Annotated in this window: 20 protein-coding genes; 5 read left to right on the forward strand and 15 right to left on the reverse strand. The window is 73.1% G+C overall.

What is annotated here, in order from left to right; all coding sequences use genetic code 11:
- Positions 1-112: 112 nt before the first annotated feature.
- From ASG94_RS05895 to ASG94_RS05910, 4 genes are read right to left on the reverse strand one after another with little or no spacing between them, the layout of a single operon-like run.
- Positions 113-1,330 carry a substrate-binding domain-containing protein gene (locus ASG94_RS05895; protein ID WP_056925407.1) on the reverse strand — a complete coding sequence of 406 codons (1,218 nt, stop codon included), beginning with the start codon at positions 1,328-1,330 and terminating at the stop codon, positions 113-115.
- Positions 1,330-2,469, reverse strand: coding sequence for an ABC transporter permease (locus ASG94_RS05900; protein ID WP_056925408.1), 1,140 nt, complete (start codon positions 2,467-2,469; stop codon positions 1,330-1,332). Before ASG94_RS05900 ends, ASG94_RS05895 begins: the two co-directional genes overlap by 1 nt.
- 49 nt (positions 2,470-2,518) lie before the next feature.
- Positions 2,519-3,532: an ABC transporter permease gene (locus tag ASG94_RS05905; protein WP_056925409.1), complete on the reverse strand. Its 1,014-nt coding sequence runs from the start codon at positions 3,530-3,532 to the stop codon at positions 2,519-2,521.
- A complete protein-coding gene (locus tag ASG94_RS05910) occupies positions 3,529-5,091 on the reverse strand; it encodes a sugar ABC transporter ATP-binding protein (RefSeq protein WP_056925410.1) in 1,563 nt (520 codons plus the stop codon). Before ASG94_RS05910 ends, ASG94_RS05905 begins: the two co-directional genes overlap by 4 nt.
- A 94-nt stretch (positions 5,092-5,185) precedes the next feature.
- Between ASG94_RS05910 and ASG94_RS05915 the strand changes: the two genes are divergently transcribed.
- The 5 genes from ASG94_RS05915 to ASG94_RS05935 all read left to right on the forward strand — a co-directional run bounded on the left by ASG94_RS05915 (position 5,186) and on the right by ASG94_RS05935 (position 10,169).
- A complete protein-coding gene (locus tag ASG94_RS05915; RefSeq protein ID WP_056925411.1) occupies positions 5,186-6,349 on the forward strand; it encodes an ROK family transcriptional regulator in 1,164 nt (387 codons plus the stop codon).
- 23 nt (positions 6,350-6,372) lie between these two features.
- Positions 6,373-6,729: a hypothetical protein gene (locus tag ASG94_RS05920; protein ID WP_235537145.1), complete on the forward strand. Its 357-nt coding sequence runs from the start codon at positions 6,373-6,375 to the stop codon at positions 6,727-6,729.
- Positions 6,730-6,758: 29 nt separating this feature from the next.
- Entirely contained in the window at positions 6,759-7,478 is a 720-nt protein-coding gene (locus ASG94_RS05925; RefSeq protein WP_056925412.1) for a matrixin family metalloprotease, read from the forward strand.
- Between the two features lie 24 nt (positions 7,479-7,502).
- Positions 7,503-8,564, forward strand: a complete 1,062-nt coding sequence (locus ASG94_RS05930; protein WP_056925413.1) for an LLM class flavin-dependent oxidoreductase — start codon at positions 7,503-7,505, stop codon at positions 8,562-8,564.
- A gap of 345 nt (positions 8,565-8,909) precedes the next feature.
- Positions 8,910-10,169, forward strand: a complete 1,260-nt coding sequence (locus ASG94_RS05935) for an HNH endonuclease signature motif containing protein (RefSeq protein ID WP_056925414.1) — start codon at positions 8,910-8,912, stop codon at positions 10,167-10,169.
- Positions 10,170-10,206: 37 nt separating this feature from the next.
- Here the strand turns inward: ASG94_RS05935 and ASG94_RS05940 are convergent, their stop codons facing one another.
- The 11 genes from ASG94_RS05940 to ASG94_RS21630 all read right to left on the reverse strand — a co-directional run bounded on the left by ASG94_RS05940 (position 10,207) and on the right by ASG94_RS21630 (position 21,546).
- Complete coding sequence (locus tag ASG94_RS05940; protein ID WP_162260790.1) at positions 10,207-10,965, reverse strand: phosphotransferase family protein; 759 nt, start codon at positions 10,963-10,965, stop codon at positions 10,207-10,209.
- Between the two features lie 172 nt (positions 10,966-11,137).
- Positions 11,138-11,974 (reverse strand): ABC transporter substrate-binding protein, encoded by an 837-nt coding sequence (locus ASG94_RS05945; RefSeq protein WP_056925416.1) that lies wholly within the window; start codon positions 11,972-11,974, stop codon positions 11,138-11,140.
- A gap of 1 nt (position 11,975) precedes the next feature.
- Positions 11,976-12,572, reverse strand: coding sequence for a GTP-binding protein (locus ASG94_RS05950; RefSeq protein ID WP_056925417.1), 597 nt, complete (start codon positions 12,570-12,572; stop codon positions 11,976-11,978).
- Positions 12,553-12,903: a DUF742 domain-containing protein gene (locus ASG94_RS05955; RefSeq protein ID WP_082624077.1), complete on the reverse strand. Its 351-nt coding sequence runs from the start codon at positions 12,901-12,903 to the stop codon at positions 12,553-12,555. Before ASG94_RS05955 ends, ASG94_RS05950 begins: the two co-directional genes overlap by 20 nt.
- A 35-nt stretch (positions 12,904-12,938) precedes the next feature.
- Complete coding sequence (locus ASG94_RS05960) at positions 12,939-13,364, reverse strand: roadblock/LC7 domain-containing protein (RefSeq protein ID WP_056887795.1); 426 nt, start codon at positions 13,362-13,364, stop codon at positions 12,939-12,941.
- 20 nt (positions 13,365-13,384) lie between these two features.
- Positions 13,385-17,467, reverse strand: a complete 4,083-nt coding sequence (locus tag ASG94_RS05965) for an ATP-binding protein (RefSeq protein WP_056925419.1) — start codon at positions 17,465-17,467, stop codon at positions 13,385-13,387.
- Positions 17,468-17,651: 184 nt separating this feature from the next.
- Positions 17,652-18,101, reverse strand: a complete 450-nt coding sequence (locus tag ASG94_RS05970; RefSeq protein ID WP_056925420.1) for a winged helix-turn-helix domain-containing protein — start codon at positions 18,099-18,101, stop codon at positions 17,652-17,654.
- A 23-nt stretch (positions 18,102-18,124) separates the two neighbouring features.
- Entirely contained in the window at positions 18,125-18,337 is a 213-nt protein-coding gene (locus tag ASG94_RS05975) for a DUF2945 domain-containing protein (RefSeq protein ID WP_056926320.1), read from the reverse strand.
- Between the two features lie 34 nt (positions 18,338-18,371).
- Complete coding sequence (locus tag ASG94_RS05980) at positions 18,372-19,070, reverse strand: glycosyltransferase (protein ID WP_056925421.1); 699 nt, start codon at positions 19,068-19,070, stop codon at positions 18,372-18,374.
- Positions 19,067-20,467: a bifunctional PIG-L family deacetylase/class I SAM-dependent methyltransferase gene (locus tag ASG94_RS05985; protein WP_082624078.1), complete on the reverse strand. Its 1,401-nt coding sequence runs from the start codon at positions 20,465-20,467 to the stop codon at positions 19,067-19,069. The genes ASG94_RS05980 and ASG94_RS05985 overlap by 4 nt, the downstream gene beginning before the upstream one ends.
- Positions 20,461-21,546, reverse strand: coding sequence for a hypothetical protein (locus ASG94_RS21630; RefSeq protein WP_056925423.1), 1,086 nt, complete (start codon positions 21,544-21,546; stop codon positions 20,461-20,463). Before ASG94_RS21630 ends, ASG94_RS05985 begins: the two co-directional genes overlap by 7 nt.
- Positions 21,547-21,676: the final 130 nt, after the last annotated feature.

The raw sequence follows: 21,676 nt of genomic DNA on the forward strand, positions 1-21,676 counted from the left end.
GACGTCCTCCCAGGGAGCGGGTGGGTGGTGCCGGCCGGCCACGACGTGCCCGACGTTCGCGGGTTCGTGGCCGGCCGGCCTGCGGATGGTGCTGGGTCGCGGGACCCGGGGATCAGCGGTCCTGCCAGGCCTCGGGGAAGCCGGGGAGGTCCTCACCACCGAACTTGGCGTAGTGGCCGTCGGGCATGCCGTCGTTGGCCTCGAGGTACTCGGCGCGCTCGTCCTCGGTGATCGGCGTCTGCGGCAGGACCCACTCCTTCGGGACCTCCTCGCCGGCGAAGATCTTCTCCAGTGCCAGGAGCGGGGTGCGCCACTGGAAGTTGGAGTAGACGGGGGCCAGGCCGGTGAGGCCGGTGTCCTCCCACTTGCGCAGGTAGCTCATCTCGTCCTCGCCCGTCATGACGGGGTAGTCGACGCCGGCGTCCTCGAACGCCTCGATGGCCGCGACGGCACCGTCACCGGCGTCCATCCAGACCCCGGCCACCTCGCCCTGGTTGAGCGCGTCGGTGATGATCGTCTTGATCTTGGTCGGGTCGGCGCCGGTGAAGAAGTCCTCGGCCTCGATGCCGTTCTCGTCGAAGATCTTCTTGGCGGCGGCCCAGCGGGTCTCCAGCACGTCGACGCCGGGCAGGATGCGCAGCGCGATGACCTTGTCGCCCTCCTCCAGGTTGTCGGTGAGGAACTCCGCGGTGTCGATGCCCCACGCGTAGCCACCGATCGGGTGGATGAACGTGGTGGCGCAGTCGGTCTCGACGCCACGGTCGAAGACGACGACCGGCTTGCCGGTCTCGCAGGCCCGCTCGACGCCCGGCGTCATCGCGGCCGTCGAGTTGGGCGAGATGACGAAGGCGTCGCAGTTGCCCTCGGAGATGAAGTAGTCGATGTCGGCCAGCTGCGTGTTGTCGTCGTCCTGCGCGTCACGCACCTCCATGTCGGAGATGACGCCCTTGTCCTTGAGGGCCTCGAGCTGCTGGGTCATGGTGATGAAGCCGGTCTGGCGCCACGGGTTGCTGACCGAGGCGTTGGCGAAGCAGACCTTCTTGGCCCCGCTGGACTTGAAGTCCGCGGTGTCGGTCATCTCGCCGTCGATGTACTGCAGCCACGGCTCGGACTCGTCGCCCTCGAAGGTCGCCGAGCGCTGCTCGTCCTGCTCGTCGTAGTCGGCCTGGACGAACCACTCGCTCTCGTCGCCGGCGGCGGCGTCGTCGGTGGAGTCGCTGGTCGACTCGGTGGCCGTCGAGTCAGCGGGCTCCTCGACGTCGGTGCTGCAGCCAGCCAGCACGGCCAGCACTGCGGCGGACGCGAGCGTCCCCCTGATGGTCCTGCGCATCAGTTATCTCCTGTGGTTGCGCCCGTTGCGGGCTGGTGGGGTGATGGTGGTGCCGGAGGTGCGTCCCGAGAGGGATCGGTGGGGGCGGTCGTACGCCGCGGGCGTCGGCCGACCTGCCAGGCCCGCGCGGAGACCGCGACGGCGGCGATGATGATCAGGCCCTGGACCGTGTCCCTCCAGGTGGAGGTGACCCCGAGGGAGGTCAGCAGGGTGAAGAGGAGCTCGAGGGCGAAGGCGCCCGCCGCGGCGGAGAGGACCCAGCCCCGGCCGCCGCCGAGCAGCACGCCGCCGAGCACGACGGCGGTGATGGCCGTGAACTCGTAGCCGTCACCCACGGACGGGTGCACCCCGGCGTACCCGACGAGCAGGATGCCGGAGACGGTGGCGGCCAGCGACGAGAGCACGAACGCGCGGGTCTTGTAGGACCACAGCGGTGCCCCGGAGTAGCGGGTGGACTCGGGGTTGTCGCCCGCGGCGATCAGGGTGCGGCCGAAGGGTCGGCGCATCAGCCAGACCGACGCCGCCGCGATGACCACGAGGATGATCAGCGGGTAGGGGATCACGTCGACGACCGGGACGTCCTCGATGCCGCCGCGACCGATCTGGCGGAACGAGTCGACCGGGTTGCCGCTGGCCGCGCCGCCGGTGATGTAGCGCACCAGCCCCGAGAGGGCCAGCATCATGCCCAGGGTCACGATGAAGCTGGGCACCTTGAGCAGCGTGGTGACCAGGCCGTTGACGACGCCGATGAGGGCGCCGACGGCCAGCATCAGCAGCAGTCCCGGGACGATCCTGCCCTCGTCCTGCCCGATGAAGTTGCCCGCGAGCACGACCTGGGTGGCGATCACCGCGCCCATGGAGAGGTCGAACTCGCCGCTGACGATGACGTAGTACTGCCCCATCGCGGCGATGGCGATCGGCGCGGTCCGCCCGGCGAAGCGGATGAGCGCACCGGGGTCCGTGAAGTTGGGGTTGGAGACCATGATCGCGACCAGGAGCACGCCGACCAGCACGAAGACGGCGCCGCCGGGGGTCGCGAGCCCGGCCGCGATGCGCGACCCGAGGCTGCCCTGGTGGGCGGGAAGCTCGGGACGGGCCTTCGTCTCGGTCGTGGTGATCGCGGGCGTGGCGGTGCTCATCGGGGTCCCCGCGGGAGCGCGAGTGCAGCGAGCGGTTGCGTGGGGTGATTCATCGGGCCTCCTGGAGGGCGGCGTCGAGTCCGGTGGGTCGTTCGAAGCGCGGCGGGCGCGTGTCCAGCTCACGGCGGGCGTAGACCGCCACGGCGACCACGATGACCACGCCGCGGACGACGTCGCGCAGGAACGGGTTGACCTGCATGACGCCCATGACGTTGTCGATCACGGCGAAGATGGCGACGCCGGCGAGGGTGCCGGTGATGTTGCCCTTGCCGCCGGACAGCAGGGTGCCGCCGAGGACCACCGCGGCGATCGACATGAGGTCGTAGCCGCCCTGCGAGCCGATGGTCGGGTTGCCGACGCTGAGGCGGGCCAGCAGCAGCAGTCCCGCCACCGCGGCCAGGGCCGAGCAGAGGACGTGCGCGGCGATGACGGGCACCGAGGTGCGCAGGCCGGACAGGCGGGCGACCTCGGCGTTGCCGCCGACGGCGTACAGGTGCAGGCCGAGCCGGGTGCGCCGCAGCATGAGGATCGCCAGGCCGGCGCAGCCGAGCATGATCAGGGTGGAGATCGGCACGGGCCCGATGCGGGTCCCGTCGAGGAGCCGGAAGTCCAGCGGGGCGCGGCCGTGGCTGCCCTTGTAGCTGCTCGCGAGGTAGCCGGAGATGATCAGGCCGGTGCCGAGGGTGGCGATGAAGCCGTGCACCCGCAGGAAGGTGACGATGAGGCCGTTGGCCAAGCCGACCGCCATGGCCAGGGCCAGGGTGACCACCACCGCCGGCACGATGTTGCCCGGGTCGCCGGCCATGATCCCGGCGCCCACGACGCTGGACAGGCTCACCACGAAGGGCACCGACAGGTCCAGCGAGCCGCCGAGGATCACCAACGTCTGCCCGATCGCGATGAAGCCCAGGATGCTGGTGGTGGTGAGGATGTTGTCGATGTTGCCGACGCTGAAGAAGTTGCGGCCGTTGACGGCCGTGAGGATCGCCCCCACGACGACGGCGATCACCAGGACGCCGTACACGATGGTCGTGGACGTGACTGTGCTCGGACGGACCTTCACCGCGCCACCTCTCGGTCTGCCTGCTGCTGGTCGGGCGCCGGCGCGCCCGCGACGACGCCGGTGGCCGCGGACAGGACCTCCTCCTCGGAGGACCCGCGCGGCAGCTCGCCCGCGATCCGGCCGTCCCTCATGACCAGGATCCGGTCGGACATGCCGATCACCTCGGGCAGCTCGCTGGAGACCATGAGCACCGCGACTCCCTCGGCGGCCAGGCTGCGCATGACCTCGTAGATGGCGTGCTTGGCCCCGACGTCGATGCCGCGAGTGGGCTCGTCCATGAGCACGACGCCGGGGTGCGCGGAGAGCCACCGGGCCAGGACGACCTTCTGCTGGTTGCCGCCGGAGAGGAACTGCGCCTCCTGCGCCAGCGACCGGGCCGAGACCGCCAGGGTCGAGAGCGTGGCGGGTACGGCGGAGCGCGCGGCACCCGTGCGCGACGGGAAGACCGCGCGGACCACGCCCAGGGCGTTGTCGAGGATCGACTGGTGCAGCGCGAGGCCGGTGGCCTTGCGGTCCTCGGTGATGAGCGCGAGCCCGCGGCGGACGGCCCGGCGGGGCGTCCGGATCGTGACCGCCGACCCGTCGACGAGGAGCTCGCCGCGGGTGAAGGGGGTGACGCCGAAGATCCCCTCGAGGAGCTCGGTGCGTCCGGAGCCCTGCAACCCGGCGATGCCGACGACCTCCCCGCCGCGCAGGGTCAGGTCGATGCCGTCGACGTAGCCGTTGCCGGCCCCGCGCAGCTCGAGTCGCGGCTCCCCCACCGCCGTGCCCTCGAGGGGGTCGGGGAAGAAGGAGGAGATCGAGCGGCCGACCATGAGGCGCACCAGGGCGGCCTCGTCGAGGTCGGCGGCCGGCTGGGTGGTGACCTGCACGCCGTCCTTGAGCACCGTGATGGTGTCGCAGAGGTCGAAGACCTCCTTGAGCCGGTGGGAGACGTAGATGATCGCGACGCCGCGCTCGGTGAGCCGGCGGATGATCGTGTAGAGCAGCTCGACCTCGTGGTCGGCCAGCGCGGCGGTCGGCTCGTCCATCTGGATGATCCGCGCGTCGAAGCTCACCGCCTTCGCGATCTCGACGACCTGCTGCTCGGCGACGGACAGCGAGCGGACCCGGCGGGTCGCCGCGAGGCCGGTGATCCCGAGACCGGTGAGCAGCTCGTCGGTGTCCCGGTTCATCGCGCGGGTGTCGACGAGACCGCGCCGCCGCGGCTCGCGACCCAGCCAGATGTTCTCCGCGACCGAGCGCTCGGGCAGCAGGTTGAACTCCTGGAAGACCGTGGACAGCCCGGCCTGCTGGGCCTGCACCGGGTGGCTGAAGGAGACCGGCTCGCCGGCGATCTCGACCGTGCCCTCGTCGGCCTGGTGCACCCCGGCGAGGATCTTCATCAGGGTCGACTTGCCGGCCCCGTTCTCCCCCACGAGCCCGAGCACCCGCCCCGGGAGCAGGTCGAGGTCGGCGCCGTGGAGGACGAGGTTGCCCACGAAGCTCTTGCGGAGCCCGCGCACGGTGAGCACGGGACGGGTGTCCGGGGTGCTGGCGGGGGTGTCGAGGCTGTCCACGCGAGCACTGTGGCACGCCTCACACACTTTTGTCGAGCACCTGACAAAAGTTGCCGCCTAGACGCGAGAAGTGCGAGGTGGTCTACTGACCCCCATGCGCACCGGTGACGTCTTCGAGCTCCTGCGCGACGGTCGTCCGTGGACGCGCTCCGAGCTCGCCGAGACGACGGGACTGGCCCGCTCGACGGTGGCCGCGCGCATCGACACGCTGATGCGGCTCGGCCTCATCGCCCCCTTCGGCGGCGGGCAGTCGACCGGCGGGCGGCCGCCCGCCCTCTTCGCGCTCAACCCGGCCGCACGCGTCGTCGTCGGGGTGGACATCGGCGCCACCCACGCCCGTGCGGTCCTCAGCGACCTCTCCGGTGCGCTGCTGGCCGAGATCTCCGAGCAGATCGACGTCGTCGAGGGACCCGAGGTCGTGCTGGGGTGGGTCGTCTCGACGGTGCGGTCGCTGCTGCGGCGCGGTCAGCGCAGGATGGACGCCCTGGCCGCGATCGGCATCGGACTGCCCGGTCCGGTCGAGCACTCCACCGGTCGGCCCATCAACCCGCCGATCATGCCCGGCTGGGACCGGTACGACGTCCCCGGCTTCGTGCAGAAGCACTTCGCCGTCCCGGTGCTCATCGACAACGACGTCAACATCATGGCCCTCGGCGAGCGGCAGACCCACCTGTCCGACGTGGACGACCTGGTCTTCATCAAGGTCGCCACCGGCATCGGTGGCGGCATCGTCTCCGGCGGTCGCCTCCAGCGCGGCGCCCAGGGCACCGCGGGCGACCTCGGGCACGTGCACGTCGCCGGCCACGACGACGTCCGGTGCCGGTGCGGCAACCTCGGCTGCCTCGAGGCCGTCGCGGCCGGTCCGGCGCTGGCCGCCGCGCTCGCCTCGCGGGGGTCACCGGCCACGTCCGGGCAGGACGTCGTGGACCTCGTGCGCGCCGGCGACGGCAACGCCATCGACGTGGTCCGCCAGGCCGGCCGCGACATCGGCGGCGTCGTGGCCACGATGGTCAACGTCATCAACCCCTCGACGGTCGTCATCGGCGGCCAGCTCTCGGCCGCCGGCGAGCACCTGCTGGCCGGCATCCGCGAGGTCGTCTACCAGCGCTCGCTGCCGCTGGCCACCGAGCACCTGTCCATCCAGACCAGCCGCGCTGGCGCAGAGGCCGGCGTCCTCGGCGCGGCCGCCATGGCCATCGAGCACGTGCTGTCCCCCGAGGCCGTCGAGGCCGCGGCGACCGCCCTGACCGGCGCCTAGGGGCCACCGGCGATACTCGGAGGGTGACCGAGCAGCAGCAGCCGCGCCGCGCGCGGCACCTGATGAACCCGAACGCGCCGCGCCGCACCCTCGACGAGCGCGAGCGCGAGCAGAAGTCGCTCTCCCGGGTCCAGCGCTGGGTCATGTCGGTCCTCGCCGTCACCACGATCCTGCACCTCGAGGTGGGCTTGATCGTAGCGGCGTACTTCCTCGACGACCCCCGCCCCGGCGCGCAGGTCGGCCTGTGCCTGATCGCCGGTGCCTTCGGCGTCATCGGCGTCGCGCTGGCCTTCCTCATCCACGGCCGCCGCCCGCTCACCCCGTGGCTGCTCGTCGGGTTCGTCCCGGCGGCCATCGGCATCTGGCTGGTCACGCGCTGAGCACCGGCCCGCGCCGCGGCCACGGTCCCGTGCTGCCGGGCCTGCTCATCACCGCGCTCCTGCTCGCCGGGATCGTCCTGCTCCACCCGGGCAGCGAGATGGCGCGGGTGCGCGAGCTCTTCGGTCTCGGCGACGACCGGCTGCGCGAGATCCCGGCGTACGCCGTGGGCGAGGGGTCCTTCGCGTTCGCCGAGACCCAGCCCGGCAGCGACGACCCGGTCGGCTACAGCCCGTGCCGGCCCATCGAGTACGTCGTCAACCCGGAGGGTGCTCCCGACGGCTGGGAGACGCTCATCCGCGACGCCGTCGAGTCCACCAGCCGCGCGAGCGGCCTGGAGTTCACCTACGAGGGCACGAGCGAGGCCCGACCGGCGTCGTACGACGCGGGCTTCGTCGCCGCGGACGCGCCGCCGGTGCTGGTCGCGTGGGCGACCCCCGAGGAGGTGCCGGACCTCGAGGGCGACGTGGTCGGCCTCGGCGGCAGCGCGTCGTACGAGGTGCGCCCGGGGCTGCGGCAGTACGCCACCGGCGCGCTGACCCTGGACCGCGACCAGTTCGACGTGTCCGGCTGGATCCCGGGCGGGCGCGAACCCCTCGAGGCGGTGGTGCTGCACGAGCTCGGACACCTCGTAGGGCTGGCGCACGTGGACGACGCCGGCGAGCTGATGCACCCCACCAACACCCGCACCACCTACGGGCCGGGCGATCTCGAGGGCCTCGCACGCCTCGGCGACACGCCCTGCCGCTAGCCCGGGGTCGATAGGTTCACTCACATGTCGTACGACGCCCTCGGCACCCGCGCCCGCCCGACCCTCGGCCTCGACACCTTCGGTGACGTGCCCCTCGACCCGGAGGGCCGGCCCGGCGACCACGCCGAGGTGATCCGGCAGGTCGTCGCCGAGGGGGTGCTGGCGGACCGGGTCGGGGTCGACTACCTCGGCCTCGGCGAGCACCACCGCGCCGACTACGCCGTCTCGGCGCCCGACGTGGTGCTGGCCGCCATCGCGGGGCAGACCGGGCGGATCCGCCTCGGCACCGGGGTGACCGTGCTCAGCTCCGACGACCCGATCCGCGTCTACCAGCGCTTCGCGACCCTGGACGCGATCGCGCCGGGGCGCGCGGAGGTGCAGCTAGGGCGCGGGTCCTTCATCGAGTCCTTCGGCCTCTTCGGGCTCTCGCTCGACGACTACGACCGGCTCTTCGCCGAGAAGCTCGACCTGTTCTCGGCGCTGCAGTCCGAGCAGCCGGTGTCGTGGGAGGGCACGATCCGCCCGCCGCTCGAGGGCAAGCAGGTCTACCCCACGACCGCCGCGGGCCGGCTCCCCGCCTGGATCGCCGTCGGCGGCACCCCGGAGTCGGTCGTGCGGGCGGCGCACTACGGCATGCCGCTGGTGCTGGCGGTGATCGGGGGCTCGCCGCGCGGCTTCGTCCAGTTCGCCGACCTCTACCGCCGCGCCCTGGCCGAGTACGGCCGCGAGGAGCTGCCCATCGGCATGCACTCGCCCGGGCACGTTGCGGCCACCGACGAGCTGGCGCGCGAGCAGCTGTACCCGCACCAGGCCGACCTCTACACCCGGCTGGGCCGCGAGCGCGGCTGGGGCCCCTACTCGCAGATCGCGTTCAACCAGGCGGCCGGTCCCGAGGGCGCGATGTTCGTCGGCTCGCCGGAGACGGTGGCCCGCAAGATCGCGTGGGCGATCACGACGCTGGGCCTGTCCCGCTTCCAGCTGAAGTACTCCGTGGGGGCGCTCCCCCACGACCAGCGGCTGGAGTCGGTGCGGCTGTACGGCGAGGAGGTCATCCCGCGGGTGCGGGAGCTCCTCGCCCAGGGCTGAGGCCGACCGGGCACTTCCTGGCCGCTGGGAGGCACCGACCGGGCACTTCCTGGCGCTTCAGGAGCGCCGAGCGGGCACTTCTTTGCGCTTGGGAGGCGCCGAGTGGGCACCTTCTGACCGCTGGGTACGGCGAGCGGGCACATCCTGGCCGCTGGGGTACGTCGAGCTCCCCATCCTTGGACGGCGGGTTCAGCGAGCGCTCGCGCGGGACCGCGTGGCCTGTTGCCGCGCAGGATCATCCCCGATTGTGAGTATGTGATTCGAACAGGAGTTCGATTAGACTGTCTGTACGCAGCCAGCCTCACTCGGAGGGGATGCGCAGCGGGGGATCAGCGGGGGGCTGAGATGACGACCGGACACCTGGTCCAGGAGTGTGGTGAGGCGATCTCAGCCGCCCTGGACAAGGTGCAACGGGTCGAGCTCCTCTACCTGTCCCCGGCCGAGAAGGCGGCCGCGCTGGTCGAGCTGGCCCGGCTGGAGTCCCGGGTGGCATCGACTCGGCTGCGTTTGATGGCGGTGGCCGATGACGTGGCCGAGGAGTCGGGTGATCGGGATGTCGCGGCGTGGTTCGCCTGCACCGCGCGAGTGGACCGTGGTCCGGCTCGTCGGGACATGCGCCTGGCTCGCGCGCTCGAGCTGCGGTGGGCGATGCTGGCGGAGGGTCACGCGTCGGGTGAGGTGTCGAGTGCGCAGGCCGACGTCATCGCCCACGCGTTGGACGAACTGCCCGACGACACCCCCTCGGACGTCGTGTTGAAGGCGGAGCGGGTGCTGGTCGCGCACGCGGCGTCGTTCGCGCCGCAGGAGCTGCGGGTCCTGGGCAGCCGCATCCTCGACGTCGTCGCTCCCGAGGTCGGTGAGGAGCAGGAACGCCGCAAGCTGGAGGACGAGGAGCGTCATGCCCGCAGGACCACGTCGCTGACGACTCGCTCGCACGGCGACGGTACGACGACCATCCGGATCCGGGTCCCCGACGCGACCGCAGGCCGGCTGCTGACCTACCTCCACGCCTGGACCAACCCCCGCAAGCACGCCGGAACACACGACGGCGCCGGCCCGGAGGGCACGCACGGTGCGGACGACCGGAGCACGGTGCCGTACTCCACCCGCCTCGGGCACGCGTTCTGCTCACTGCTCGAGCACCTCGACCCGACGAAGCTTCCGGTCCATGGCGGCACCGCCACCACTGTGGTGATCACGATGGACCTCGACAAGCTCACGTCCGGGCTCGGGGTCGCGACCACCAGCACCGGGGGCCGGATCACCGCCGCCGAGGCCCGCCGACTCGCCTGCACCGCCAAGATCGTCCCCGCCGTCCTAGGCGGGACGTCCGAGGTCCTCGACCTCGGACGCGCGAAGCGGCTCTACGACACCGCCCAGCGCAAGGCGATGGGCATCCGGGACCAACACTGCCGCGCCCAGGGATGCGACATCCCCGCCGCCTGGTGCGAGGCCCACCACCTCATCCCGTGGAGCCAGGGCGGCAGGACCGACCTCGACGACGGCCTCCTGCTCTGCTCGCATCACCACCATCGAGCCCACGACGACCGCTACCTCCACGACCGACTCCCCAACGGCGACCTCCGCTTCCACCGCCGCAGATAGCAACGGCACGAGCACCCCGCATGCTGCGGGCAACGGCCTACAGGCGTCCGGTCGCCTCCTCGAGGCAGCCGATCCACTCGAGCGCGTCCACGGACCCCTCCTCCTCACCGTCGAGGGAGAGAAGGGCCTGCACGCTGATGGCAGGCAGCGCCTCGCCGAGGCCGGAGGCATCGCCGTAGGCATCCAGCACCCGGTCCCAGTCGGCCGGCTCGACCGACGACATGAGGAACCACGCCACGTCGCAGATCCCCGGACCCGACCCGACGTCCTCCCAGTCCAGGAGGGCGACCTCCCCGTCCGGGCCGGTACGCAGGTTGGGCGCCGATGCGTCGCCGTGCGTCAGGGTGTTGTGACCAGCCGTGTGCGCCACGCGCTCGACGGCGCTGACCTCGCCCACCAGGGCGTCGCCGATACGTCGTACGGCGTCCGTGACGTCGGACCGACCCCGCAGGACGGGCCAGCGCTCTTCGTACAGCGCACCCACCAGGTCGGACGCGTCGGGCCGGGGCAGCCACGGCCAGCTGGCCTCCGCCTGCCCGACCCACCGCTCGTGCAGCGAGGCGAGCGCTCGCGCCGCAGCCACCGGGTCGGCGCCGGCACGCCAGGACGACAGGTCCTCCAGCTCCAGGACGGTGGACCCGTCGCGGACCTCGGCGCGAAAGGCCGTCGGCACCCTCACCCCGACCGAGGGCGCGACCTCGGTGTAGAACCGGACCTCCCGGGTGAACATCTGCAGCCGGTCGGGGATGGATCCCGGCCGGGCCGGCTCCCGGTGCTTCACGAAGGTGGCCGTCACCGCCATATGGTCACACGCGGGACCGACGTCTCTGGTGATGCGGGACCGGGTGCGGCTGAGTGCGGCTGGGTGCGGCTGTACGGCGAGGAGGTCGTCCCGCGGGTGCGGGAGCTCCTCGCCGACAGCGCGACCGGCCGAGCAGAATCAGGACAGCCGGATCAGTCCAGCAGGATCAGGACTTCTTCTTGGCGCCGAACCACTCGGCGTACAGCTTGTCGTAGCCACCGTCGGCCTTGAGGTCGGCGATGACGGTGTTGACGACGCACAGCAGGTCGACGTTGCCGTCCTTCTTGACGGCCATGCCGTACTGCTCACCGGTGTCGAACTCCGCGGCGATCTCGAAGGAGGGGTACTCCTTGATCGCGGAGCCGGCGACGGTGTTGTCGTACACGCCGGCGTCGACCGTCCCGCCGTTGAGGGCGCTGGACATCTCGCCGATGTCGTCGAAGGCGACGACCTGCGCGTTGCGCGGCGCGTTGTCGGTGACGTAGAGCTCGCCGGTGGTGCCGGCCTGGACGGCGATCCGTCCGCCCCGCAGGTCGTCGAGGCTGCGGATGCCGCTGTCGCCGGTGACGACGAGCGCCTGCGCCGCGTTGAAGAACGGGCTGGAGAAGTCGAGCACGCGGGCCCGGTCACCGGTGATGGTGAGTCCGGCGGCCGCGAGGTCGCAGGCGTTCTCGTTGAGGAGCTGGCCCGACTGCACGGCGTCGAAGTCGTCGTTCTTGAAGTCCGGCTCGACGCCGAGCTCCTTGGCCACGGCCTTGGCCAGGTCGATCTCGAAGCCCACCGTCTCGCCGTTCCGCTCGAACTCGAACGGCTCGTAGGGCAGTGACGTGCAGACGGTCAGGTAGCCCGCCCGGATGACCTGCGGGTCCGGGTCGGTGCTGGCGGCCGAGCTGGTGCCGCCACACCCCGCGGCGGTCAGGACCACCGCGAGGAGGGCGAGACCGGGAGCGGTACGGCGCGAGGACGGGCCGGACGGTCGCCGGACACGAGACGTGATGGACATGTCAGTGGACTCCCACGGACAGCTGGGCGGTCAGCTTCTCCAGCGAGTACTCGGTGATGCGCAGCAGCGCGGTCTTGGCAGACTCACGATCCCGCGCGTCGATCGCGATGATCGGCACCTCGGGGGGCAGTGCCAAGGCATTGGCGATCTCGTCGAGCGAGTACTGCTGCACGCCCTCGAACTGGTTGACCGCCACGATGAACGGCAGCCCCTTGTGCTCGAAGTAGTCCAGCGGCGAGAACGACTCGTCCAGGCGGGCGGTGTCGACCAGGACGATCGCCCCGATCGCGCCCAGGCACAGGTCGTCCCACATGAACCAGAAGCGGCGCTGGCCCGGGGTGCCGAAGAGGTACAGGACGAGGTCCTCGGCGAGGGTGAGGCGTCCGAAGTCCATGGCCACGGTGGTCGTCGACTTGGCGGGCACCGCGGCGAGATCGTCGACACCCTCCGACTCGTTGGTGACGAGGGCCTCGGTACGCAGTGGCTGGATCTCGGAGACCGAGCCCACCAGCGTCGTCTTGCCCACGCCGAAACCACCGGCGATCACGATCTTCGTCGACGCCGCCTTGCGCGAGGCGCTAGTAGGTGCGAAGTCCACGGAGGGTCCTTTCGATGAGCTCAATACGCTCGTCACGAGACGAGTCGTTGGTGATGGTGGCCTGCACACGGATGTGTCCGTGCTCGACCAGGTCGCTCAGCAGCACCCGGACCACGCCTATCGGCATGTGGACCAGAGCAGCTACCTCGGCGACTGAACGGGTGTCGCAGACCTCCAGGACCTGCAGCGCGGCTGCGCTGAGGGCACCGGTGCCTTCCTCCTGCGTGCGGAGGGTGGCTTCCATCGGCAGGTCGACCGAAGCCTCGGTGCGACCTGACGTGATGGTGTACGGCCGGACGAAGCGAGGCTTGGGAGTCGCCTCGTCGTCCATGCCGCTGAGGTCAAGGGGTGCCACGGCCACTCACGTCATCCGGTGGTGACGCGGGCCTCGGCCTGCACCATCCGGCCGACGCGCTCGACCAGCAGGGCCATCTCGTAGCCGACCTGGCCGATGTCAGCGGCCTCCTCGGTGAGGACGGTCAGGTTGGAGCCGTCGCCGACGCTCATGAGCATCAGGTAGCCGTGCTCCATCTCCACGACGGTCTGGAGCACTGCTCCGCCGTCGAAGAGGCGGGCGGCACCGACGGCGAGGCTGGCGAGACCCGAGGAGACGGCTGCCACCTGCTCGGCGCGCTCGTCCGGGATGCTCTCGCTCATGGCCATGAGGAGCCCGTCGGCGGACACGAGGATGGCGTGCGCCGCGTCGGTGACTTCCTCGACAAAGCGCGACACGAGCCAGTCGAGGTTGCGCTCGTCGGGCTGCGCGTAGGCAGCAGAGTCGTATTCGGTCATGGGGACTACTTCCGTTCCTGCTAGTTGGTGCGGTCGTCGGTGGACTGGTGTGACGTCTGGCGGCCGCGGGACACGCCGGCCGCGTACGCGGCGTAGCGGGCCCGGATGGCCTCGGGATCACGCGGCGCGACGGTCGTCGGCTTGGTGATGCCACCCGGCACGAGGAGCGTGCCGGGGCGACGGATCGGGAGGCCACCACCTGCGGCGGGGGCGTCCTTGGCGGACTTCTCGACCTGCTCGGCGCGCTGCCAGCCGGCCTCCACCTCGGTGGACTGCCAGCCGGAGCCGCCGTCGGCGGTCAGCCAGCTCGAGCGCATCGTGCCGAAGATCGAGCCGTCCTCGGAGTCGGGCTCGACCTGGACGTCGCCGTCCAGGGCCGTGCGCGAGCTCCCGCCGAGGGCGACAGCAGGGGTGCGCAGCGGCTGCTGCGGTCCCCCGCCGGACGCCTCGTAGCTGGCGCGGCGGGTCGCGGACGCCGGGCGGAAGCGGGTGAGCGAGGACGCGCGTCCGACCTGCGGGCGGGCGGGAGCGGGCGTCGTACGGGCGACCGGCGCCTGGACCGGCGCCTGGACCGGCGCCTGGTGCTCACGCCGCTCGGCGAGCGAGGTGACCTCTGCCGGGCGGGCGCCGAGGCCACCGTCACGGAAGGGCTTGTTGGCGTCGGCCTGGTCGGCGAGGGTGCCGCCGCGCTGGCGCGTCGGCAAGGAGCCCAGACCCCCGGACGGACCGGCGGACGGGACGGGACCACCGACCCCGGCCAGTGCGGCCGGGCTCGACGGGGCGACGGGCGCCTCGATCGTGGACTCGCGGAAGGGGCTGGTCGCCGCCTCCTGGTCCGACAGGGTGCCGCCGCGACGACGGGTCGGCAGGCCGGTGAGGCTGCCACCCGAGCTGCTGCCCGGACCGTCGACCAGCGCGGCCGGGGTCTCCGGCGTCTCGACCTCGGGAGCCTTGGCTGCGGGCTCCTCGACGGGCTCCTCGACAGTGACCTCGGCGGGCGCGGACGCCGCCGGGGCAACGGGAGCTGCCGGAGCGATCGGGGCCGCGTCACGGAAGGGCTTGGTCGCCGCCTCCTGGTCCGAAAGTGTGCCGCCACGCTGACGCGTCGGCAGGCCACCGAGTCCGCTGCCGAGACCGCCGCCGATCGCAGCCGGGGCTGCCGGGGCCGCCGGCTCCACCGGGGCAACCGGAGCTGCCGAGGCGATCGGGGCCGCGTCACGGAAGGGCTTGGTCGCCGCCTCCTGGTCGGACAGGGTGCCGCCACGCTGACGCGTCGGCAGGCCGCCGAACGCGGCCGGAGCGACGGGCGCCTCGGGCTCCGGAGCGGTCCGGTCCTGCTCGGCCGACTCGTCGGCCTGCTCCTCGGGGAGCGGGTCGGTCAGCGGGTCGAACAGCGGGTCGGTCAGCAGGCTCGACACGGGAGCCATCACCGCGGGGGCCGGAAGCTCCGGCTGCGGGGACGCCTCGGCGACGGTCTCCGTCTCGGCGGGCGCCTCGTCGTACGACGGCGCCTCGGCGTCCGTGTCCGTCTCGGCGTCCGCGTCCGTGCCGGCGTCAGCGGTCGCGACCTCGGGCTCCTCGACGGAGTCGTCGGCAGCAGTCTCGGCAGCAGTCTCCGCGTCGGTCTCGACGGTCGGCTCGGCGACGGTCTCGTCGACGACAGGAGTCTCGACCACAGAGGTCTCGACCACAGGGCTCTCGACCGCCGGGCTCTCGACCGCGGGGCTGTCGACTGAGGTGTCCTCGGTGACGACGTCGTCGTGCAGCGGGGTCACCGACGCGATGGCGGGCTCCTCCGCGGGCGCCGGGGCACCGGTCGCGGTGGGCTCTTCGGTGGCCGACGGCGTGCCGGCGAGCGTCCGCCGCGAGCGCAGCGGCATGGCGCCACGCTTGGGCTTGGGCGCCGCCGTGTTGAGCGCCGAGGGCGTGTTGGAGGCGACGTCGGCACCGGTGGCCAGGCCACGCTGGGCCAGGGTGCCGCCGGGCTGGCGGGACGGCAGGCCGGTGCTTGCGTCGGTCGACGGGATCGTCGCACCGGGAGCGCGGGACGGCAGGCCGGTCGCGGCCGCGCGGTCAGCGATCGACGAGCCGGGCGAGCGGGTCGGCAGGCCGATGACGGTGGCCGAGGCGGCCGGCTGCTCGGTCTCCTCCGCAGCGGGCTCGACCTCGGGCACCGAGGTCTCGTCGGCCTCGACGTCGGGCACGACCGGTGCCTGCTCGGCCTCGACGCTCTCGTCGAGGGCGGGCTCGAGCTCGGCGGGGGCCTCCGGCATCGGCGGGGCGCCGTCGCGCAGCGCCGACTCCGGCACGAACACGGTGGCGGTGATGCCGGACGCCGCGTTGGTGGCGAGGGCGACGTCGATGCCGTGGCGCTTGGCGAGACGGCTGACCACGAACAGGCCCATGCGGCGGGCGGTGTCCGGGGTGACGTCGGCGCCCGACTCCAGGGTCTTGTTGATCTGGCGCAGCGACTCCTCGGGGATGCCGAGGCCCGAGTCGCTGACGTCGATGGTCAGGCCGCCCGGCGCGGGGGCCGTGGACAGCGTGACGTGGGTCGACGGGGAGGAGTAGGACAGCGCGTTGTCGACGAGCTCGGTGAGCAGGTGGATCAGGTCGCCGGCCGCGGCCTCGCCGATCCGGCTGTCCAGGGTCGAGTCGATGCGCACGCGCTGGTAGTCCTGCACACCGGCGGTCGCGGCCTGGGTGGCCTCCGTGACCGACAGGCTCTCCCAGCCGCTGGACCGCGTGGGGGCGTCGGCGAGGATCAGCAGCGAGTCCGACGTACGACGCATGCGGGACGCGAGGTGGTCGAGACGGAAGAGGCTCTCCAGTCGCTTGGGGTCCTCCTCGTCCTTCTCCAGCGTCTCGATCAGGTTGAGCTGCTGGTTGATGAGGGTCGTGTTGCGACGCGACAGCGTCACGAACATCTCCCCCACCTGGCTACGCAGCTGGGCCTCACCGGAGGCCAGCGTCACGGCCTGGCGGTGGAGGTCGTCCACGGCGCGGGCCAGCTGGCCGATCTCCTCGTGGGTGTGGACGTCGATCGGCACGAACTCGGCCGGCTCGCCACCGGAGCGGATCCGGGCGACGGCGTCGGGCAGGTCCTCGTTGGCGACCTGGAGGGCGCCCTCACGGACCTTGCGGATCGGGCCGAGCAGGGAGCGGGAGATGACGAGCGCGAGGGCGATGGCCGCGAGCAGTGCGCCGAGGGTGACCGCGGCGTCGAAGAGGGCCCGCTCGCGGGCGTTGGTCGCGGTGGCCGCGAGGCCCTGGTCGACCTCGAGCAGGAGGGTCTCGGACAGGTTGTCGTACTCGTCGTACGCGTCGGCGCCGCCGAGCTCGGTGCTGGTGCCGGTACGGACCGCGCGGGTGCGCTCGCCGTTGTTGGTGCGCAGGGTGCGGACGGCGCTCTCGGCGTCATCGAGGGCACCGGCGAGGCGGTCGATGGCCGCGCTCTCGGCGCCGAGCTCGGAGTAGAGGGCCTGCGAGACGCTGCGGCTGCGGTTCTCGTCGGTGCCGAGGGCCTGCTGCATGGCGAGGGAGAAGCGACCGCCGAGCGCCTGGGCGAGGAGCTCGAGGCGGGGCTCGGGGGTGTTCTGCGCGCTGGTGATCGTGGTGATGAGCTTGGTGACACCGGACTGGAGCTGGCGCAGCTGCGCGATCCAGGTGTCGGCGCTCAGCGTGGCGGTGTTGTCGTCACGGATGGAGCGGCTCAGGTCCAGCAGGGTGGCGACCTGGAGGCGCTGCTCGAAGGTCAGGTCCGCGGTGTCGACCGTCGCGGTGAGGTCGTCGGCGGCGGCCTTGATGTCCTCGACCGCCTCGTCGAGCTCGGTCTGGCTGGCGCCGGTGGACGACTGGGCCGCGACCATCGCGCGCTCGGCAGCCGTCAGGTAGTCCACGGCCGGCCGCAGGACGGTGACCTGCTTGGCACTGGCCGACGCGTTCGACGACTCGTCGAGGTCCGACTTCACCCGCAGGCCACCGAGGGTCGCGGCGAGCAGCAGCGGGATCGCCAGCGCGAGCGCGACCTTGCGGCTCAGAGGCCAGCCGGAGATGGCGAGCGTCGAGGCTCGTCCTTCGTCGGACGGGCGCTTGTTGCTCATCGTGCCCCCTACTTCGAGGTGTCAGCCGCCACCGTGGCGACCGGCCCCTCAACAGGGGGCGAGGACGAAGATAGGCAGTGCGACGGGCCCGTGCAGGCGTTTCACCAATACTGGGGCAGACATGTTGATGTTCGCCCCGTGTGTCGACTTCCCGAGCGGTCCCCGGGTGGGGTACGGCGAGGGGTCAGCGCCCCCGGCCGGCGGACGTGAGCTCCCAGATCCCGGGGCGGGGCGTCGTCAGCAGGCCCTCCTTGACCAGCTGCTGGCGGGCGCGCCGGGCGGCGTACCGCCAGCGCAGCTCGCCCTCGGGCGTGAGCTGCCGGTCGCCCTCGAGCAGGTGCTCGTCGATGCGGGCGCCGACCGCCTCGAGGACGTCGTCGGCGGCCAGCTGTCCCCCGGCCTCGTCGAGCACGGCCACGATGACCGGGGCGATCGCCTCCGGCGGCGTCCACTTGCGCGGGGCGCGACGCACCGGCGCGGCCGGGGTCGACTCCTTGGTGGCGCGCGGCGTGCTGGCCTTCCGCGCGGTCGCGCGCGGTGCCACCGTCCGTGCCTCGGGCGGGGGCGCGGGGGGCATCCCGTGGATGCAGTGGGCCTTGGGCAGGTCGCACAGGTCGCAGTACTCGTCAGCCATCGGGGACGAGCGTATCGGCTGCGTCAGGCGCGCTCGACCTCGCTGCCCAGCTTGAGCACGGTGGTGCCGTCCTCCTGCTCGATCACGTAGGCCGGGTCGTCGTCGCTGCCGTGGCGGGTGACCTCCTCCCCCTTGGTCGTGCGGGAGACCGTGTCGTGGTGCACCTCGGAGACGGTGCCCTCGGCCCAGCCGTTGCCCCACTTCCACTTCACGCTCGTGCCGGTGCGGATGCTCATGGGTCGCAGCATGCCAGCGGCCGGGGACAACGGGTCACACCCCGAGGTTGTCGAGGTACGCCGCGAAGCCGTGCGGCGCGCGGGCCGTCCGGCGCCCCGATGTGACGGCCGCCAGTCCGCCGGCCGCGATCCACCGCACCCCCGAGCCACGCAGCGCCCGGACCAGCTCGACGTCCTCGTGCACCGGCAGGTGGGGGAAGCCCCCGGCCGCGCGGTAGGCGGCGAGCGAGAAGCCGAGGTTGGCCCCGTGCACGTGCTCGTGGCCGTCGCCCAGCGAGTGCCGCGCCCGCCACAGCGCGTGCTCCTCGTCGCTGAGGTCGCGGGGGTCCGGCAGGACGGTCCCGACGACCAGCGCGTGCCCACCGTCGGCGAGGGCGACCTGGGCGTCGAGCCAGTGCGGCGGCACGACCGTGTCGGCGTCGGTGCTGGCGATCCAGACCCGGTCCGGGTCGGCGCCGCGGGCCCACGCCGCGGCGGCGTCGACACCGGCGGCCCGCGCGGCCCCGACCTGCCCGGAGGACACGGGCACCGCGGTCACGCCGGGCCGTCCGGCGACGACCTCGGCCGTCCCGTCCACGCACGAGTCGAGCACCACGAAGACCCGGCACTCGAGGCCGGGGCGGGTGCGGGACAGCTCGTCGCTCGCTCGCGCCAGCGAGTCGAGGCAGTCGGGCAGTAGCCGCTCCTCGTCCCGGGCGGGGACGACCACGGCCAGTGCGACGGGGACGGTCACGGCCCGACCCCCAGGACGTGCAGGACGAAGTCCGGGTCGTGGTGCTCGGCCAGCACCCGCGCACCGGTCGCGAGGAAGACGTCGTGCACGCCGGGCCCGGTGAGCGGCCAACCGACGAGGTCGTGGCGCCAGTGGCACAGCAGCAGGTGCCCGTCCTCGCCGAGCGCCGCCAGCGCCCGCGCAACGAGCTCGCCCAGCGCCGCGGGGCTGAGGAAGTAGCCGACCTCGGAGACGGACACCAGGTCGAAGCGGCCCTCCGGCCACTGCGCCGGCAGGTCGGCGCGACGGACGTCGACGTGGCCGCGTACGTCGGCGTGGTCGGTGCCGGCGAGCCGCCGCCGGGCCGCGTCGACCGCGGCCGCGCTGGAGTCGAGGGCCACGAGGGCGTCGCACCGGGTGGCCAGGTCGACGGCCAGCGCGCCCACCGAGCAGCCGACCTCCAGCACCCGGCCGTACCGCTCGCGGGGCAGGCTGGCCAGGGTGATCGCGCGCTTGCGGCGCTCGTACCAGCCGTCCACGTCCCACGGGTCGTCACGGTCGCGGTGCACCCGGTCGAGGGCGTCGTCGGGCACCGGCTCGCCCGTCTCGAGGAGGACCTCGACGTCGCGGTCGAAGTGCTCGAGCAGCGCGGGGCCGAGCAGCACCTCGTCACCGGGCGCGGGCGAGAGCGGGGCGACCTGGCTGGCGTGGGCGGCGACCGCGGCGCGCTTGGCGGCGCGGGCGGCGGCGTCGAGCCGCACGACGCGGACGTCGGGCCACGGCAGGGTCGCTGCCGTCCCCCAGTGCCACGCCCAGACGGGGTACTCCACCAGCCGTGCGTCCGTACGACGCGCGGCCACGGCCGCCGCGCGTCCCACCGCCTCGTGGTCGGGGTGCCCGTCGTGGCGCCAGGGCGCGGCCAGCAGGGTGCGCCCGCCGGCGACCCCGATCACGTCGACCAGCTCGGCGACGAGCGCCTCCTCGCGCCCGGCCAGCGTGCCGTCGGGCAGGCCGAGGCACCGGACCCGGGCCTGGCGGCCCAGCAGCGCGACGGCCCGCTCGAGCTCGTCGCGGCGCCGGTCGGCGAGCGTGGCCGGGTCGTGCGTCGGGGAGGCGGGGTGCGAGCCCTCGCCTGCGGTCGCCGAGACGACCAGCACCTCCCAGCCGGCGCGGGCCGCGACGTGCACGAGCCCGCCCGCGCCGAGCGTCTCGTCGTCGGGGTGCGCCCCGACCACGACGAGGCGGTCGAGCGTGCCCACGGCCCGGGTGCCCGGGTCGAGCCCGGGCAGCGACCGCTCCGCGAGCGCGCGGGTCCAGGCGGCCGCGGGTGTGCCTGCCTCGTCGTGCCGGAAGGCCGGGCCACCGCGGGCGTCCACCGCCGGACGGGCCCCCGGGCCGGTGCCGGGGGCGCTCACCATGCGGGCCCAGAGGCGTGCCCAGAAGCGTGCCCAGAAGCGTCCAGCACCAGGCCGCCGAGGGCGGCCTGGTCGCGCTCGGCGTGCCACTGCCGGACGTAGAGCTCGAGGTCGACGACCCGGCGCACGTGGTCCTCGTCGGTGGCGAGCGGTCCGGGGCCGAGCCCGTGGGCGGACCGGGCCAGCACCTCCTCCGCCGCCGCGGCCACCGCCTGGCGGACCCGGAGCGCGGCCCGGGCGCCGTCGACGCCGAGCAGGAGGCCGGCGTCGATCGCCCCCGCGGCGTCGGTCAGGGCGCAGCGGGCGGCGTGCAGCAGGGCGTCGACGGCACCGAGGTGCATGAGGGCGACCTGGTCGGGCTCGCGGCCCCCCGTCGCGGCGGCCAGCATCCGGCGAGCGACACCGACCGCTCCGCCGTACCAGACGGCGGCCACGCCGATGCCGCCCCAGGCGAAGCCGGGACGCTCGAGGTACCACCCGGCCTCGCCCACCGCACGCGCCGGCACGGCGTCGAGGTCGACCGGCCCGGAGTCGACGTCCGGCAGCCCGCGCGCCACCCAGGTGCCTGCGACGGGGGCGACCCCCGCGTGGTGCAGGTCGACCTCGAAGAGCCGGCGCTCCTGCCCGACCCACGCGCTGATCAGCGCCCGGTCGAGCTGCCCGGCGAGCGAGCACCAGTGCTTGCGGCCGGTCAGCGTCCACGACGAACCGTCGTACGCGCCCTGCAGCGGGGTGCCCGGACCCTCGGCGGCGTACACGCCCCAGGCGCCCGGCGACGGCTCGACATCGGCCTGGCCGAGGATCGCGAGGGCGTCGAGGTGCGGCTCCAGCACCCGGGCGACCGTCAGGTCGGTGGCGCCGAGGGTGGCGAGCGCCGACCACAGCAGCGACGTCGCGCCTCCCCCGGGCTGCGGCAGCGTCGCGCCCACCTGGGACGCGAGCGCGATGGCGGCAGGGACGTCGGCCGCCGCGGACCGGGCCCCATCGGCCAGGGCGGCCAGCGCGTCGCGTTGGTCGTCGGGCAGGTCGGCGAGCAGCACGGGGCGAGCCGGCTGGTCGGGTCGTCGCGGCACGGGGGCCATGGGTCTCCTCGGGTGGCGGACGACGGGCTCGTCCTGCGGTCGACGCTAGCCACGCACCCGTGGCGGGGGACCCTCCCCACGGGTGCCGCGCGTGCGACCTGCCTCACCGCGGTGGACCCGGGTCACCGGC

It is taken from the genome of Nocardioides sp. Soil805 (assembly GCF_001429625.1).
In the GTDB taxonomy this organism is placed as follows: Bacteria; Actinomycetota; Actinomycetes; order Propionibacteriales; family Nocardioidaceae; genus Nocardioides.